General features: G+C 69.5%; 13 protein-coding genes. 9 read left to right on the top strand and 4 right to left on the bottom strand.

Features of this window, described 5'->3' with window-relative positions; translation table 11 throughout:
• Positions 1-120: 120 nt before the first annotated feature.
• The 9 genes from ACIQ7M_RS01465 to pssA all read left to right on the top strand — a co-directional run bounded on the left by ACIQ7M_RS01465 (position 121) and on the right by pssA (position 11,185).
• A complete protein-coding gene (locus tag ACIQ7M_RS01465; RefSeq protein WP_403638582.1) occupies positions 121-1,926 on the top strand; it encodes a 3-hydroxyacyl-CoA dehydrogenase family protein in 1,806 nt (601 codons plus the stop codon).
• A 136-nt stretch (positions 1,927-2,062) separates the two neighbouring features.
• Complete coding sequence (locus ACIQ7M_RS01460; protein ID WP_386984552.1) at positions 2,063-2,875, top strand: TetR family transcriptional regulator; 813 nt, start codon at positions 2,063-2,065, stop codon at positions 2,873-2,875.
• 430 nt (positions 2,876-3,305) lie between these two features.
• Entirely contained in the window at positions 3,306-4,643 is a 1,338-nt protein-coding gene (ccrA, locus tag ACIQ7M_RS01455) for a crotonyl-CoA carboxylase/reductase (protein WP_386984550.1), read from the top strand.
• Positions 4,644-4,807: 164 nt separating this feature from the next.
• Complete coding sequence (locus ACIQ7M_RS01450; RefSeq protein ID WP_403639227.1) at positions 4,808-6,823, top strand: protein meaA; 2,016 nt, start codon at positions 4,808-4,810, stop codon at positions 6,821-6,823.
• Entirely contained in the window at positions 6,820-7,785 is a 966-nt protein-coding gene (locus tag ACIQ7M_RS01445) for a CoA ester lyase (RefSeq protein ID WP_326784643.1), read from the top strand. The genes ACIQ7M_RS01450 and ACIQ7M_RS01445 overlap by 4 nt, the downstream gene beginning before the upstream one ends.
• A gap of 5 nt (positions 7,786-7,790) precedes the next feature.
• Positions 7,791-8,318, top strand: a complete 528-nt coding sequence (locus ACIQ7M_RS01440) for a MaoC family dehydratase (protein WP_355764065.1) — start codon at positions 7,791-7,793, stop codon at positions 8,316-8,318.
• A 2-nt stretch (positions 8,319-8,320) separates the two neighbouring features.
• A complete protein-coding gene (locus ACIQ7M_RS01435) occupies positions 8,321-9,526 on the top strand; it encodes an acyl-CoA dehydrogenase family protein (RefSeq protein WP_037621472.1) in 1,206 nt (401 codons plus the stop codon).
• 170 nt (positions 9,527-9,696) lie between these two features.
• A complete protein-coding gene (locus tag ACIQ7M_RS01430) occupies positions 9,697-10,344 on the top strand; it encodes a phosphatidylserine decarboxylase (RefSeq protein ID WP_328552592.1) in 648 nt (215 codons plus the stop codon).
• Between the two features lie 22 nt (positions 10,345-10,366).
• Positions 10,367-11,185 carry a CDP-diacylglycerol--serine O-phosphatidyltransferase gene (pssA, locus tag ACIQ7M_RS01425; RefSeq protein WP_328458001.1) on the top strand — a complete coding sequence of 273 codons (819 nt, stop codon included), beginning with the start codon at positions 10,367-10,369 and terminating at the stop codon, positions 11,183-11,185.
• A gap of 130 nt (positions 11,186-11,315) precedes the next feature.
• On the opposite strand, the gene ACIQ7M_RS01420 is transcribed toward pssA, so the two are convergent.
• From ACIQ7M_RS01420 to ACIQ7M_RS01405, 4 genes are read right to left on the bottom strand one after another with little or no spacing between them, the layout of a single operon-like run.
• Positions 11,316-12,578, bottom strand: coding sequence for an ABC transporter substrate-binding protein (locus ACIQ7M_RS01420; protein WP_403638577.1), 1,263 nt, complete (start codon positions 12,576-12,578; stop codon positions 11,316-11,318).
• Positions 12,575-13,708 carry a branched-chain amino acid ABC transporter permease gene (locus ACIQ7M_RS01415; protein WP_403638575.1) on the bottom strand — a complete coding sequence of 378 codons (1,134 nt, stop codon included), beginning with the start codon at positions 13,706-13,708 and terminating at the stop codon, positions 12,575-12,577. Before ACIQ7M_RS01415 ends, ACIQ7M_RS01420 begins: the two co-directional genes overlap by 4 nt.
• Positions 13,701-14,591 (bottom strand): branched-chain amino acid ABC transporter permease, encoded by an 891-nt coding sequence (locus ACIQ7M_RS01410; protein ID WP_403638573.1) that lies wholly within the window; start codon positions 14,589-14,591, stop codon positions 13,701-13,703. The genes ACIQ7M_RS01415 and ACIQ7M_RS01410 overlap by 8 nt, the downstream gene beginning before the upstream one ends.
• Positions 14,588-15,373 (bottom strand): ABC transporter ATP-binding protein, encoded by a 786-nt coding sequence (locus tag ACIQ7M_RS01405; protein WP_403639225.1) that lies wholly within the window; start codon positions 15,371-15,373, stop codon positions 14,588-14,590. Before ACIQ7M_RS01405 ends, ACIQ7M_RS01410 begins: the two co-directional genes overlap by 4 nt.
• Positions 15,374-15,496: the final 123 nt, after the last annotated feature.

Raw genomic sequence — 15,496 nt, 5'->3', positions numbered from 1 at the left:
GGGACGGCACCGGGCGTGTGCGCTCGTCAGCCCGGAAACACCCGCAACCTCCGCACGGTGTGCGCCTGTCGGCGTACCCGCGTGCGCTCCTCAGTCGTCACCAATTTCTGGAGTCCCGCGATGGCCACTCCCCTGTCCGACACCCCTCTGTCCCCGCTGAAGACCGTCGCCGTCATCGGCCTCGGCACCATGGGCACCGGCATCGCCGAGGTCCTGGTCCGGGCCGGCCGTGACGTGATCGGCATCGACATCAGCGAAGCCGCGGCCGCCCAGGCCGTGGCCACCCTCGAAGCCTCCACCGCCCGCGCCGTGCGCCGCGAGCACCTGAGCGACGTGGAGCGCACCGACGCCCTCGCCCGCTTCCGCACCTTCACCGACCTCGCGGCCGCCGCCGACGCCGACCTCGTCATCGAGGTGACCCCGGAGTCGTACGACATCAAGCAGCAGGTCTTCCGGGCGCTCGACGGCATCGTGCGCCGTGAGGCGATCCTCGCGACGGGCACCAACGCCCTGTCCGTGACGCGTCTGGCCGCCGACTCGGCGCACCCCGAGCGCGTGCTCGGTCTGCACTTCTTCAACCCGGCGCCCGCGATGAAGCTCGTCGAGGTCGTCTCCTCGGTGCTCACCGCGCCCACGGCCGTGGCCGCGGTCACCGACCTGGCGCTGGAGCTCGGCAAGGAGCCCGTCGCGGTGGGCGACCGCCCCGGTTTCGTCGCCGACGGACTGCTCTTCGGCTACCTCAACCAGGCGGCCGCGATGTACGAGGCGAAGTACGCCTCCCGCGAGGACATCGACGCGGCGATGAAGCTCGGCTGCGGACTGCCCATGGGCCCGCTCGCCCTGCTCGACCTGATCGGCGTGGACACGGCGCGGACCGTCCTGGAGGCGATGTACTCCGAGTCGCACGACCGCCTGCACGCCCCCGCGCCGATCCTCAAGCAGCTCAGCGAGGCGGGCCTGACCGGGCGCAAGTCCGGCCGCGGCTTCTACTCGTACGAGGCCCCGGGCAGCGACGCCGTCGTGCGGGACGCGCTGACGCCGCTGGAGGGCGCCGTCCTGGCGGAGGGCCGCCCGGTCCGCTCGGTGGGTGTGGCCGGCTCGGGCACGATGGCCTCCGGGATCGCCGAGGTCTTCGCCAAGGCCGGGTACGAGGTCGTCCTCGCCGCCCGTACGGAGGAGAAGGCGCAGACGGCGAAGGCCCGGATCGGCAAGTCGCTCTCCCGTTCCGTCGACAAGGGCCGCATGACGGCCGAGGCGGCGGCGCGGACCCTGGAGCTGATCACGCCGACCGGCAGCTACGACGACTTCGCCGACGTGGACCTGGCCCTGGAGGCGGTCGCCGAGGACCTGGAGATCAAGCAGCAGCTCTTCGGCACGTTCGACAAGGTCTGCAAGCCCGGCGCGATCCTCGCCACCACCACGTCCTCGCTGCCCGTCGTCGCCTGCGCCCGCGCCACCTCGCGCCCGCAGGACGTCATCGGGATGCACTTCTTCAACCCGGCCCCGGCGATGAAGCTCGTCGAGGTCGTGCGGACGGTGCTGACCGGGGACGACGTGCACGCCACCGTGCGCGAGGTCTGCGCGAAGATCCGCAAGCACCCGGTGGACTGCGGTGACCGGGCCGGCTTCATCGTGAACGCGCTGCTGTTCCCGTACCTGAACAACGCGATCAAGATGGTGCAGGAGCACTACGCCTCGCTGGACGACATCGACGCCGCGATGAAGCTGGGCGGCGGCTACCCGATGGGGCCCTTCGAGCTGCTCGACGTGGTCGGGCTCGATGTCTCGCTGGCCATCGAGAAGGTCCTGCACCGCGAGTTCCGGGACCCGGGACTGGCCCCCGCCCCGCTCCTGGAGCACTTGGTGGCCGCGGGCTGCCTCGGCCGCAAGACGGGCCGCGGCTTCCGCGAATATGCCCGCCGCTGAGGGTCAGGGCGACTGGTTCACCGAGGACGCCGACTGGGGCGGACTGCTGGGCCCCGCCGGACACCCCCCGCCCTTCCAGGGCGGGGGGATCCCCGGACATGCGCGCTCTCCTGCGCACATGCAGTACGTTCGGGGCATGTCCCAGCCCGCCAGGTCCTCACGTACACCAGCCACGCCCGACGCGCCGGAGAGCGCCGCGGGCAGTCGCGCGGCGGCCCAACGCCTCAAGATGCGCCGGGAACTGGCGGCCGCGGCCATGGAGCTGTTCGCCGCCAAGGGGTACGAGGCGACCACCGTCGACGAGATCGCGGCCCGGGCCGGAGTGGCCCGCCGGACGTTCTTCCGCCACTTCCGCTCCAAGGAAGAGGCGATCTTCCCCGATCACGACGACACCCTGATCCGGGCCGAGGCGGTGCTCAACGCGGCACCCCCGCACGAGCATCCGCTCGACACCGTGTGCCGCGGCATCAAGGAAGTCATGAAGATGTACGCGGCCCAGCCGGAGATCTCCGTCTCCCGCTACAAGCTGACGCGCGAGGTGCCGACGCTGCGCGAGGCCGAGATCGCCTCGGTGGCCCGCTACGAGCGGCTCTTCACCCGCTATCTCCTGGGCCACTTCGACGAACACGCGCACGACGACGACGCGAACGACGATCCCCTGCTCGCCGAGGTCGCCGCGTCGGCCGTGGTCACGGCCCACAACCACGTCCTGCGGCGGTGGCTGCGGGCCGGCGGCCAGGGCGACGTGGAGTCCCAGCTCGACCACGCCTTCGCCATCGTCCGCAAGACGTTCGGCACCGGGATCGGCGCGGGACGGGAGACCGCGCCGCGACCGGCGCCGGCGTCGTCCTTCACCGAGGGGGACGTCCTGGTGACCGTCGCCCGTGTGGACGCCCCGCTGGATCAGGTGATGCGCACCATCGAGCAGGCCCTCAAGGAACGGTCGTAGCGGCCCGCCGTCCGAGGACGGCCCACTTCTCCGACCACGCGCCGGACACGCTCACTTCGAGCGCGTCCGGCGTTTTTTGTGCCCTGGTTTGAGTGTTTTGCGGCCCGATCTGATCGATCATCGCTCACGTGTTACGTAAAGATTTCACCTGAGCGCAACTTCTGGCACTCCGTGCCTTGTCAGGTGACACGGCGTGCCATACGTTGAAGGAGTCCGGGCGGCCGGCGTGCAGAGACCATGCGTACGCCGGCTGTCCCCGCAAGCCCCATGGCCTGCGCGCCCGGACGCCTGCGTCACAGGCAACCTCCTGCGCCAACCACAGCGCTGCCACAGCACCACCTCCGCCGGACCGACGGCACACCCCTCAGCAGCAGCACCGACGTACCCCTCAGCGTTCTCCCTCGGAACGCGCATCGCCGGAGGCAACACCGTGAAGGAAATCCTGGACGCGATTCAGTCGCAGACGGCCACGTCCGCCGACTTCGCCGCTCTTCCGCTCCCCGACTCCTACCGCGCGATCACCGTGCACAAGGACGAGGCGGAGATGTTCGCCGGGCTCAACAGCCGCGACAAGGACCCCCGCAAGTCGATCCACCTGGACGACGTGCCGGTGCCGGAACTCGGCCCGGGCGAGGCCCTGGTCGCGGTGATGGCGTCCTCCGTGAACTACAACTCGGTCTGGACCTCGATCTTCGAGCCGGTGTCGACCTTCAACTTCCTGGAGCGCTACGGGCGCCTCAGCGACCTCAGCAAGCGCCACGACCTGCCGTACCACATCATCGGTTCGGACCTCGCGGGCGTCGTCCTGCGCACCGGCCCGGGAGTCAACTCCTGGAAGCCCGGCGACGAGGTCGTCGCGCACTGTCTGTCCGTCGAGCTGGAGTCCTCCGACGGCCACAACGACACGATGCTCGACCCCGAGCAGCGCATCTGGGGCTTCGAGACCAACTTCGGCGGCCTCGCCGAGATCGCGCTCGTCAAGTCCAACCAGCTCATGCCGAAGCCGGACCACCTGAGCTGGGAGGAGGCCGCCGCTCCGGGCCTGGTGAACTCCACCGCCTACCGGCAGCTCGTCTCCCGCAACGGCGCCGGCATGAAGCAGGGCGACAACGTCCTGATCTGGGGCGCGAGCGGTGGACTGGGCTCGTACGCCACGCAGTTCGCGCTCGCCGGCGGCGCCAACCCGATCTGTGTGGTCTCCAGCGAGCAGAAGGCGGACATCTGCCGCGCGATGGGCGCCGAGGCGATCATCGACCGCAGCGCCGAGGGCTACAAGTTCTGGAAGGACGAGACCACCCAGGACCCGAAGGAGTGGAAGCGCTTCGGCAAGCGCATCCGCGAGTTCACCGGCGGCGAGGACATCGACATCGTCTTCGAGCACCCGGGCCGCGAGACCTTCGGCGCCTCGGTCTACGTCACCCGCAAGGGCGGCACCATCACCACGTGCGCCTCGACCTCGGGCTACATGCACGAGTACGACAACCGCTACCTGTGGATGTCGCTGAAGCGGATCATCGGCTCGCACTTCGCGAACTACCGCGAGGCCTGGGAGGCCAACCGGCTCGTCGCCAAGGGCAAGATCCACCCGACGCTCTCCAAGGTCTACTCCCTGGAGGACACCGGGCAGGCCGCCCACGACGTGCACCGCAACCTCCACCAGGGCAAGGTCGGCGTCCTCGCGCTGGCGCCCGAGGAGGGCCTGGGAGTCCGCGACCACGAGAAGCGCGCCCAGCACATCGACGCCATCAACCGCTTCCGGAACGTCTGAGGTCCACCATGACAGAGCGTCAGACAGCCGACGGGCAGAGGGTGTCCGCGCCGGCTACTGAGGGTACGCCGGTGCCGAAAGAGACGAAGCCGAGGGAGCGCAGCGACCGCGGGCTGAGGAACGTCGGCACCGGCACCGAGCGCCCTCAGGAGCAGGCGCAAAGAGTGAAGGACCGGCCGTGGCTCATGCGCACGTACGCCGGCCACTCCACGGCCGAGGCGTCCAACGAGTTGTACCGGCGTAACCTCGCCAAGGGGCAGACAGGGCTCTCCGTGGCCTTCGACCTGCCGACGCAGACGGGCTACGACCCCGACCACATCCTCGCCCGCGGCGAGGTCGGCCGGGTCGGTGTCCCCGTCTCGCACCTCGGTGACATGCGCCGGCTGTTCCAGGACATCCCCCTGGAGCAGATGAACACCTCGATGACCATCAACGCCACCGCCATGTGGCTGCTGGCGCTCTATCAGGTCGTCGCCGAGGAGCAGGGTGCGGACATCACCCAGCTCCAGGGCACGACCCAGAACGACATCGTGAAGGAGTACCTCTCGCGGGGGACGCACGTCTTCCCGCCGGTGCCCTCGCTCCGTCTCACGACGGACATGATCACGTACACGGTCAACCACATCCCCAAGTGGAACCCGATCAACATCTGCAGCTACCACCTGCAGGAGGCGGGCGCCACCCCGGTCCAGGAGATCGCGTACGCGATGTCCACCGCGATCGCCGTCCTGGACGCGGTGTTCGCGTCCGGGCAGATCGCCGAGGACCGCAAGGGCGAGGTCGTGGCCCGTATCTCCTTCTTCGTGAACGCGGGTGTCCGCTTCATCGAGGAGATGTGCAAGATGCGGGCGTTCGGGCGGATCTGGGACAAGATCACCCGCGAGCGGTACGGCATCGAGAACCCCAAGCAGCGGCGTTTCCGGTACGGCGTCCAGGTCAACTCCCTCGGTCTGACCGAGGCGCAGCCGGAGAACAACGTCCAGCGGATCGTCCTGGAGATGCTGGCCGTCACCCTCTCCAAGGACGCCCGCGCGCGTGCGGTCCAGCTGCCCGCCTGGAACGAGGCGCTGGGCCTGCCCCGCCCGTGGGACCAGCAGTGGTCGCTGCGCATCCAGCAGGTGCTGGCGCACGAGAGCGATCTGCTGGAGTACGAGGACATCTTCGAGGGCTCGCACGTCATCGAGGCCAAGGTGACCGCCCTCGTCGAGGAGTCGCTGGCCGAGATCGCGCGGATCGAGGAGATGGGCGGCGCGATGGCCGCCGTCGAGTCCGGCTACCTCAAGTCGCAGCTCGTCTCCTCGCACGCCGAGCGCCGGGGCCGCATCGAGGGCGGCACCGACAAGATCGTCGGCGTCAACGTCTTCCAGTCGACCGAGCCGAACCCGCTCACGGCCGACCTGGACGCGGCGATCATGACGGTCGACCCCGCGGTCGAGGCCCGGGTGATCTCCGCCCTGGGGACCTGGCGCGACACGCGCTACCAGCCGCCCTTCAACCACCCGCGCCCGTGCAAGGCGCTGGAGAAGCTGAAGGAGGCCGCGAAGGGCACCGCCAACCTCATGGAGGCCACCCTGGAGTGCGCCCGCGCCGGTGTCACCACCGGCGAGTGGGCCGGGGCCCTGCGCGAGGTGTTCGGCGAGTTCCGCGCCCCGACCGGTGTCTCCTCGGCGCCCGTCGCGGTGACCGCGGAGGAGGGCACCGCGATGGCCCTGGTGCGTCGCAAGGTGGAGCTGACCGCCAAGGACCTCGGCGCCGGCAACCTCCGCTTCCTGGTGGGCAAGCCGGGCCTGGACGGACACTCCAACGGCGCCGAGCAGATCGCCGTGCGGGCGCGTGACGCCGGCTTCGAGGTGGTCTACCAGGGCATCCGGCTCACCCCCGAGCAGATCGTGGACGCGGCCGTGGCCGAGGACGTGCACGCCGTGGGCCTGTCCATCCTGTCCGGCTCGCACGCCCAGCTCGTGCCGGACGTCCTGGAGAAGCTGCGCGCGGCCGGCGCGGCCGACATTCCGGTGATCGCGGGCGGGATCATCCCGAACGCCGACGCCGAACTGCTCAGGGCCGCGGGAGTGGCCGCGGTCTTCACACCGAAGGACTTCGACATCACCGGAATCATCGGCCGTATCGTCGACGAGATCCGGAAAGCGAACAAGCTCGACCCCCTGGAGGTCCCCGCATGACCACGCCCGTCAACCGTCTGCGTCCGCGACGCTCCTGTCTCGCGGTCCCCGGAAGCAACCCCCGCTTCCTGGAGAAGGCGCAGGGACTCCCCGCGGACCAGGTCTTCCTGGACCTGGAGGACGCGTGCGCGCCGCTGGCCAAGCCCGACGCCCGGCACACCATCGTCAAGTTCCTCAACGAGGGTGACTGGACCGGCAAGACGCGGGTCGTGCGCGTCAACGACTGGACGACCGAGTGGACGTACCGCGATGTCGTCACGGTCGTCGAGGGCGCGGGGCAGAACCTCGACTGCATCATGCTGCCGAAGGTCCAGACGGCCCAGCAGGTCGTGGCGCTCGACCTCCTGCTCACGCAGATCGAGAAGACGATGGGCTTCGAGGTCGGCAAGATCGGCATCGAGGCGCAGATCGAGAACGCCCAGGGCCTGAACAACGTCAACGAGATCGCCACCGCCTCGCAGCGCGTGGAGACCATCATCTTCGGCCCGGCCGACTTCATGGCGTCGATCAACATGAAGTCGCTCGTCGTGGGTGAGCAGCCGCCCGGCTACCCGGCGGACGCCTACCACTACATCCTGATGAAGATCCTGATGGCCGCGCGCGCCAACAACCTCCAGGCGATCGACGGCCCCTACCTCCAGATCCGCAACATCGACGGCTACCGCGCGGTCGCCCAGCGCGCCGCCGCGCTCGGCTTCGACGGCAAGTGGGTGCTGCACCCGGGTCAGGTGGAGGCCTCGAACGAGATCTTCTCGCCCTCGCAGGAGGACTTCGACCACGCCGAGCTGATCCTGGACGCGTACGACTACTACACGTCCGAGGCGGGCGGCAAGAAGGGCTCCGCAATGCTCGGCGACGAGATGATCGACGAGGCCAGCCGCAAGATGGCGCTCGTCATCTCGGGCAAGGGCCGGGCCGCCGGCATGCAGCGCACCACGTCGTTCGAAGCCCCGGAGGCCTGAGCACCATGCAGTTCGGACGCACTTACGAAGAGTTCGAGGTCGGGGCGGTCTACAAGCACTGGCCCGGAAAGACGGTCACGGAGTACGACGACCACCTCTTCTGTCTGCTGACCATGAACCACCACCCGCTCCACATGGACAGCAACTACGCGGAGAAGACGACCGATTTCGGCCGGAACGTCGTCGTCGGCAACTACATCTACTCGCTGCTGCTGGGCATGTCCGTGCCGGACGTCTCGGGCAAGGCGATCGCCAACCTGGAGATCGAGTCGCTGAAGCACGTGGCGCCGACCTTCCACGGCGACACGATCTACGGCGAGACCACGGTCCTCGACAAGACGCCCTCCCGGTCCAAGTCGGACCGCGGGATCGTCTACGTGGAGACCAAGGGCTACAAGCAGGACGGCACGCTCGTCTGCGTGTTCCGCCGCAAGGTGATGGTCCCCACCGAGACGTACATCAAGGAGCGCGGCGGCGAGCAGCCCGGCCGGCCCGAACTCACCGCCCCGGCGGAGAAGAAGACGGAGAAGTAGTCATGGCGCGACTCGCCCAGACCGCCGGTCTGACCGATGTCCAGCAGGAGATCCTCTCCACGGTCCGCGATTTCGTGGACAAGGAGATCATCCCGGTCGCCACCGAGCTGGAGCACCGCGACGAGTACCCGCAAGCGATCGTCGACGGACTCAAGGAGCTGGGTCTGTTCGGTCTGATGATCCCCGAGGAGTACGGGGGCCTGGGCGAGTCGCTCCTCACCTACGCGCTGTGCGTGGAGGAGATCGCCCGCGGCTGGATGTCGGTCTCCGGCATCATCAACACCCACTTCATCGTGGCGTACATGCTCAAGCAGCACGGGACGCAGGAGCAGAAGGACCACTTCCTGCCCCGGATGGCGCTCGGCGAGGTGCGCGGCGCGTTCTCGATGTCGGAGCCGGGTCTCGGCTCCGATGTGTCGGCCATCACGTCCAAGGCGGTCAAGGACGGCGACGAGTACGTCCTGAACGGCCAGAAGATGTGGCTGACGAACGGCGGATCGTCGACTCTGGTGGCCGTTCTCGTCCGAAGTGACGAAGGACACCCCGAGGGCACCGCGCCCCACAAGTCGATGACGACCTTCCTCGTGGAGAAGGAGCCCGGCTTCGGAGAGGTCCGTCCGGGCCTCACGATCCCCGGGAAGATCGACAAGATGGGTTACAAGGGGGTCGACACCACCGAACTCATCATGGACGGACTGCGCATTCCGGCCAATCGAGTCCTCGGCGGCACCACCGGCCGAGGGTTTTACCAAATGATGGACGGAGTCGAGGTCGGCCGCGTCAATGTCGCGGCTCGTGGCTGCGGCGTCGCACAGCGTGCATTTGAGCTCGGTGTCTCATATGCCCAGCAACGTCACACTTTCGGCAAGGCGATCGCCCAGCACCAGGCGATCCAGTTCAAGCTGGCCGAGATGGCTACCAAGGTCGAGGCCGCCCATGCAATGATGGTGAACGCGGCTCGCAAAAAGGACTCCGGGGAACGAAACGACCTCGAGGCAGGGATGGCGAAGTACCTCGCCTCCGAGTACTGCAAAGAGGTCGTGGAAGATGCTTTCCGGATCCACGGCGGCTACGGCTTCTCCAAGGAGTACGAGATCGAGCGCCTCTACCGTGAGGCGCCGATGCTGCTGATCGGCGAAGGTACCGCCGAAATCCAGAAAATGATCATCGGGCGCCGGCTGCTCGAAGAGTATCGACTCCAGGGCTAGATGTCCGGGTTCGGGGTGTTTTCTTCGCGAAGAAGGTCACACCCCGTCAGCTCTCTTCAGCCGTCGACTCCGCAACTTGGCTTGCCCAGTTGCGGTCTGCGACCGGTACGATCGCGTGAAAGCCGCCGTCCCCCGTTCGAGCGCGGCATCATCCGCTACGAAGGTCATCCATGCCCCACAGCCAAACCTCTGCACCTCGCGGCCGGGTCCGCCTCGCGCGCGGAGCATCGCCGTGGCTTCTCCCGACCGTTGCCACCGCAGCACTCAGCCTGGCCCGTTCGCGCCGTTCCGGCGCGGCCAAGGCCGTGGCCGTACCCGTCACCGCACTCGCGGCCGGGATGCTGTGGTTCTTCCGCGACCCCGAGCGCGAGATCACGCAGGGCCGTGTCATCTCGCCCGCCGACGGTGTGGTGCAGAGCATCATGCCGTGGAAGGACGGACGCACCCGCGTCGCGATCTTCATGAGCCCGCTCAACGTCCACGTCAACCGCGCGCCACTCTCCGGCACGGTGACGTCGGTCGAGCACATCCCCGGTGGGTTCGTTCCGGCGTTCAACAAGGAGAGCGAGAACAACGAGCGCGTCGTCTGGCACTTCGACACCGAACTCGGTGACATCGAGATGATCCAGATCGCCGGCGCCGTCGCCCGCCGCATCGTCCCCTACATCCCGCAGGGGACGAAGGTCGAGCAGGGCGACCGGATCGGCCTGATCCGCTTCGGCTCGCGCGTGGACATCTACCTCCCCGAGGGTGTCGAGGTCGACGTGGAGGTCGGTCAGAAGACCGTGGCTGGGGTGACTCGAATTGACCGTGATTGATCCCGAGACACAGGCCGGCTGGGTGCCGGAGGCCGATGAGGTGGACGACGACGAGGAGATGCCTCTCTCGCTCCGCCTGTCGATAGCGGACACGCTCACGCTCGGCAACGCCACCTGCGGCTTCATGGCGGTGTACTACACCACCACCGGCATCCTGATCCCGCACCTCACGGGCAGCGACGAGTCGGGCATGGCCCGTCACTCCGCCGCGACGGCCGTGATCCTCATGCTCTGCGCCGCGGTCTTCGACCTGTTCGACGGACTGGTGGCCCGCAAGCTGCGCTCCTCCCCCATGGGCGCCGAGCTGGACAACCTGTCCGACCTGATCAGCTTCGGCCTCGCGCCGGCGTACTTCGTGCTGGTCTACGGCATGGTCGCGGACGACGCCTACCAGAAGGTGGCGGCGGTCGGGGCGATCGTGGTGCTCCTGGCCGTGGTGCTGAGGCTCGCGAGATTCTCCTGCGTCACGGTGAAGGACGGCACGTTCCAGGGCATGCCGAGCCCGTTCGGCGCGCTGACGGTGGTCTCGATCATCCTGCTGGAGCTGCCCTTCGTCGCCACGCTCATGGCGATCATGGGCACCGCCTGGCTGATGGTGAGCCGGGTCGAGTACCCGAAGCCCCGCGGCCGCCTCGCGGTGGCGATGCTCTCGTGGATCGTGCTCTCGATGGCGCTCCTGGCGGCCTGGGCGTTCGACGCCCCCGGCGGCCAGCTCCTCCTCCAGACCGGCTGCGCGCTGCAGCTCGTCATGGGCGCGGTGATCCCGCTGTTCGCCACGGCCCGCCGGGTGAACAACTTCCGGGGCAACCGCCGTGAGGCACGAGCCGCACAGCTCCCGTAACACCCCGTACGACACGGAAGGGCCCCGAACCACACGGTTCGGGGCCCTTCCGCTTGGGCGGAGTCCGCCGCCCCGCACGTGACCCCCCGCGCTGGGGCGCGGGGGGTCACGTACCGGGCGTGCGCCGGGGTCAGGCGCCGGGTGTGTACCCCTGCGCGACGGACGAGGCCTCGGCCTCACGGACGACCTTCATCCCGCCCACGGCGTTCTTGTCGGGCTGCAGGATGACGCTCTCCTTCGACGAGGCCGACTTCGGGTCGGTGAAGTCCTGGGGGATGCCGAAGCCGGGGTCGAACCCCTTGATCGTCAGCAGGGCCTTGTCGACGCCCTCGCGGGTGAGGTCCTTGGCCGCGCAGGCCTTCTTCAGCGCCTCGCCGAACGCCGACGCGGCCGTCCAGCCCGCGACCACGCCGTTGTCGAGGGAGTCCTTCGGATAGGCGGCCTTGTAGTCCGCGACCAGCTTCTTCGCCTTCGGGGTGTCCGCGCCGACCGGCAGCGAGGGGTTCGCGACGTAGTAGTTGGCCTCCAGGGCCGGGGCGGCCGCGGTGGCCAGGAGCTGCGGGGCGAACGCCGAGTTGTTGCCGATCACCGGCACGTCGAACTTCACCGCCGCCGCGACCCCGACGAGCGAGGCCGCCTGCCGCGGGCCCGCGCTGATCACGACGGCCTTCACCCCGGCCTTCTTCAGCGCGACGACCTGGCCGGTCATGTCGTTGTCGGTCGGCTTGATCTTCTGCTCGACGACCTTGAGCCCCGCCTGCTTCGCCATGTACCGGGAGCCGGTCAGGGCGTTCTCGCCGTAGTCGCCCTCGAAGTAGACATGGCCGATGCTGTCGCCCTTCTTCAGTCCCTTCTCCTTCATCAGGAAGTCGATCGCGTTGATCGTCTCGATGTCGTACGTGGAGCCGATGGGCCGGATGTACGGGCTGCCCAGCAAGGTCGCCGACCAGGCCTGCGGCAGGACCAGCGCCTTGTCCTGGCCGTCGATGCGCTGCTTGACGGCCGCGACGAACGGCGAGCCGATGAACTGGGTGAAGCCCAGCACCTTCGGCGCCAGCTCCGTGTAGCCGGAGACGGCCTTCTGCGGGTCGTAGCCGTGGTCGCGGACCGTCAGCGCCAGCTTGTAGCCGCAGACGCCGCCGGCGGCGTTGGTCTGCTTCACATAGAGCTGCTGGGCCTGGGTGACGCTCTTGCCGAGCGTCGCGTAGACCCCGCTCATGTCGGTGAGCACGCCGAGGCTGATCGTCTTCCCGGAGATCCCCTCGCCGGTCTTCACCCCGCCGGCCGCCCCCTCGCCGTCGTCACCGTCCTTGGCCTTGGAGCTGCATCCGGCCAGCACGAGCAGGGCGGCCAGCGCCCCGGCGGCCAGCCTCGCGGTGTGTGTCGTTCTCATCGTTCCTCCCCTTCAGTGGCCCCGGGACGGGGTGTGACGCGAAGCCGGGCGGCCGCTCTGACCAGGCCGCCCGGAAGAAAGAGCACCACCGCCACGACGGCGGCGCCGTACAGGTACCGGGCTGCCTCACCCGGCGCGATCCCGCCCGTGCCCGGGTCGGAGACCAGGGGAAGGGTGTCGCTGTAGCGGGTCAGCACCTGGGGCAGCAGCGAGACGAACACGGCCCCCGCCACCGCTCCCCCCACCGAGCCGAGCCCGCCGATGACGATCATGGCGAGGTAGTCGAGCGAGAGGGTGATCCCGAAGTAGTCGGGCACCGTGCGCTGGAAGACCAGGGCGAGCAGCACCCCGGCCAGGCCCGCGTACATCGAGGACAGGACGAAGACACCGGCGCGGTAGCGGGCGACGGGCACGCCGAGCACCCCGGCGGCGATCCGGTGGTCGCGGATCGCGTTCATCGCCCGGCCGGGCCGGCCGCGCAGCACCCCGCGGGCGAACAGCCCGCAGCCGAGGAGCAGCAGCAGCCCCACGTACCAGAGTTTCTCGGCCGAGCCGAAGGGCACCTGGGCGACGACCAGCTCGCGGTCGTCGAAGGTGAGGCCGAAGAGGCTGAGCGGCGGTACGTCGCGGCCGTTGAAGCCGCCCGTCAGATCCCTGGCGTTGAACAGGACGTGCTGTCCGATGAAGATCAGGGCGAGCGTGGCGATGCCGAGGTAGGCGCCGCGCAGCCGTCCCGCGATCGGGCTGAACAGGCCTCCGGCGATCCCGGAGACGGCCACGGCGAGGACGGCGGCCAGCCAGGAGGGCAGGCCGAGCCCCGTCAGTCCGTCGCCCCCGTCGGCGGCGAACACGCAGTAGCCGTACGCGCCGACCGCGAGGAAGAACGCGTGCCCCATGGAGAGCTGCCCGGTCGCGCCGGTCAGGAGGTTCAGGCCGATGGCGCCGATCGCGGCGGCCATCGCGAACAGTCCGGCCTGGAGCCAGAAGCGGTCGACGTAGAAGGGCAGCGCTAGCAACAGGAGGGCGCCCGCGGCCCCGGCGGCGGTCCGGGCCGCGGGCAGCCGGACCGTGCGCCGGCGGGCGGGGCGGGGCGCGCTGCCCGCCTCGTCGTGGGTGAGGACCTCAGACACGGGCGAGCTCCTTCGTGCCGAACAGCCCGGCGGGCCGGATGAGCAGGATCACGACCATCACCAGGTAGGGCGCGAGGTCGCCGAGGCCGCGCCCGAGGAAGGTGAGGTCGCTCTGGTAGCCGGTGGCGAGGGACTCCGTGACGCCGACGAGGAGTCCGCCGACCAGCGCGCCGGTCGTCGAGTCGAGACCGCCGAGGATCGCCGCGGGGAAGGCCTTGAGCGCGGCGAGCGAGGTGGCCCGTTCCAGCCCGGGTGTCGGGAAGACGGTCAGGAACAGCGCGGCGACGGCCGCGAGGCCGCCGGCCACCGCCCAGGCTCCCAGCGACACCCGGCCCAGCCGGACGCCCATCAGGGCCGCGGTCTCCGGGCTCTCGGCCGCGGCGCGCGTGGCCACGCCCCAGGACGTGAACCGGAAGGCCAGCAGGAAAGCCGTGATGAGCAGGGACGCGGTGACGAAGGCCGCGATCCGGGTGTGGGCGACGGAGACGGGGCCGACGGTGAGGACGGCGTCGCCCCAGGGGTCGCCGAGCGCCAGGACGTCCGTGCCGATCCGGCGGGCGAGTTCGGTGGTGAGCAGGATGTCGACGCCGATGGTGACGATCGCGAGGACGCTCTGGTCGGAGCCCCGGTAGCGGCGCATGACCAGGAACTCGACGGCGGCGCCGACGACCGCGGCGCCCGCGACCCCGGCGAGCAGCGCGGGCCAGAAGCCGATGTCGTCGTGGAGGGTCGCGGTGACGTAGCCGCCCGCCAGCAGCAGGGAGGCGTGTGCGAAGTTGACGACCTCGGTGGCCCGGAAGATGACGACGAAGCCGAGGGCGATGAGGGCGTAGACGGAGCCCATGGACAGGCCGTTGAGCAGGAGTTCGACGAAGGTGCTCATGACGCGGTCTCCTCTGGCTCGGCGCGCTCGCCCAGGTAGGCCCGCACCACCGCCGGATCGTTCTGTACGTCTGCGGGGGCGCCGTCGGCGATCCGGCGCCCGAAGTCGAGTACGGTCACCGCGTCCGCGAGCCGCATCACCACCCCCATGTCGTGTTCCACGAGCACGATCGAGATGCCGAGGCTGTCGCGGACCCCGGCGACGACCGCCGCCGTACGGCGCCGTTCGTCCCCGGTCATCCCGGCGACGGGTTCGTCCAGCAGCAGGACCCGGGGTTCCATGCACAGCGCGCGGGCGAGCTCGGCGAGCTTCTGCTGTCCGTACGGGAGCGAACCTGCGGGCCGGCGGAGCTGCCGCTCCAGACCCACGAACGCGGCGATCTCACGGACGCGTTCGCGGTGGCGCCGGTCCTCGCGGGCCGCCGAGGGCAGCCGCAGGCCTGTGGCGAGGAATCCGGCGCGGGTCAGCCGGTGCCGGCCGAGCAGCAGACAGTCCTCGACGGTGGCGTGCGGGGGCAGCGCGAGGTTCTGGAAGATCCGGGCCACGCCGAGCCCGGCGATCTCGTGGGGCGGCAGGCCGGTGAGCTCGTGCTCCCCGAGACGGACGCTTCCGGCGGCGGGCCGGCAGACACCGGACAGCACGTTGAAGCAGGTGGACTTCCCGGCGCCGTTCGGTCCGATGAGGGCGTGCACGGTGCCCGGCCGCACGGTGAAGCCCACCGCGTCGAGCGCGGTCAGCCCGGCGAAGCGGACGGTCACGTCCCGGACGTCGAGCGAGGGAATGCCGGAGGGATCGTCCGGCCGAACGGCCTTGCCGGACGCGGGTGTAGGAGCGTCCGCACCGGCCGCGGTGGCCGCCGGGCCGTCCGAACGGGCGGGGGCCGCCTGAGCGGACGGGCGGGCCGC

It is taken from the genome of Streptomyces sp. NPDC096324 (genome assembly GCF_044763015.1).
GTDB lineage: Bacteria > Actinomycetota > Actinomycetes > Streptomycetales > Streptomycetaceae > Streptomyces.
The sequence above is the reverse complement of the archived record's forward strand: the minus strand, read 5'-3'. Positions and strand labels throughout refer to the sequence as shown.

What these genes read in the sequence shown, in the direction of transcription:
- ACIQ7M_RS01410 (WP_403638573.1), bottom strand. Translation starts at nt 14,591, where the DNA reads ATGAGCACCTTCGTCGAACTCCTGCTCAACGGCCTGTCCATGGGCTCC.
- ACIQ7M_RS01440 (WP_355764065.1), top strand. Translation starts at nt 7,791, where the DNA reads ATGCAGTTCGGACGCACTTACGAAGAGTTCGAGGTCGGGGCGGTCTAC.
- ACIQ7M_RS01435 (WP_037621472.1), top strand. Translation starts at nt 8,321, where the DNA reads ATGGCGCGACTCGCCCAGACCGCCGGTCTGACCGATGTCCAGCAGGAG.
- ACIQ7M_RS01420 (WP_403638577.1), bottom strand. Translation starts at nt 12,578, where the DNA reads ATGAGAACGACACACACCGCGAGGCTGGCCGCCGGGGCGCTGGCCGCC.
- ACIQ7M_RS01445 (WP_326784643.1), top strand. Translation starts at nt 6,820, where the DNA reads ATGACCACGCCCGTCAACCGTCTGCGTCCGCGACGCTCCTGTCTCGCG.
- ACIQ7M_RS01460 (WP_386984552.1), top strand. Translation starts at nt 2,063, where the DNA reads ATGTCCCAGCCCGCCAGGTCCTCACGTACACCAGCCACGCCCGACGCG.
- ACIQ7M_RS01430 (WP_328552592.1), top strand. Translation starts at nt 9,697, where the DNA reads ATGCCCCACAGCCAAACCTCTGCACCTCGCGGCCGGGTCCGCCTCGCG.
- ACIQ7M_RS01465 (WP_403638582.1), top strand. Translation starts at nt 121, where the DNA reads ATGGCCACTCCCCTGTCCGACACCCCTCTGTCCCCGCTGAAGACCGTC.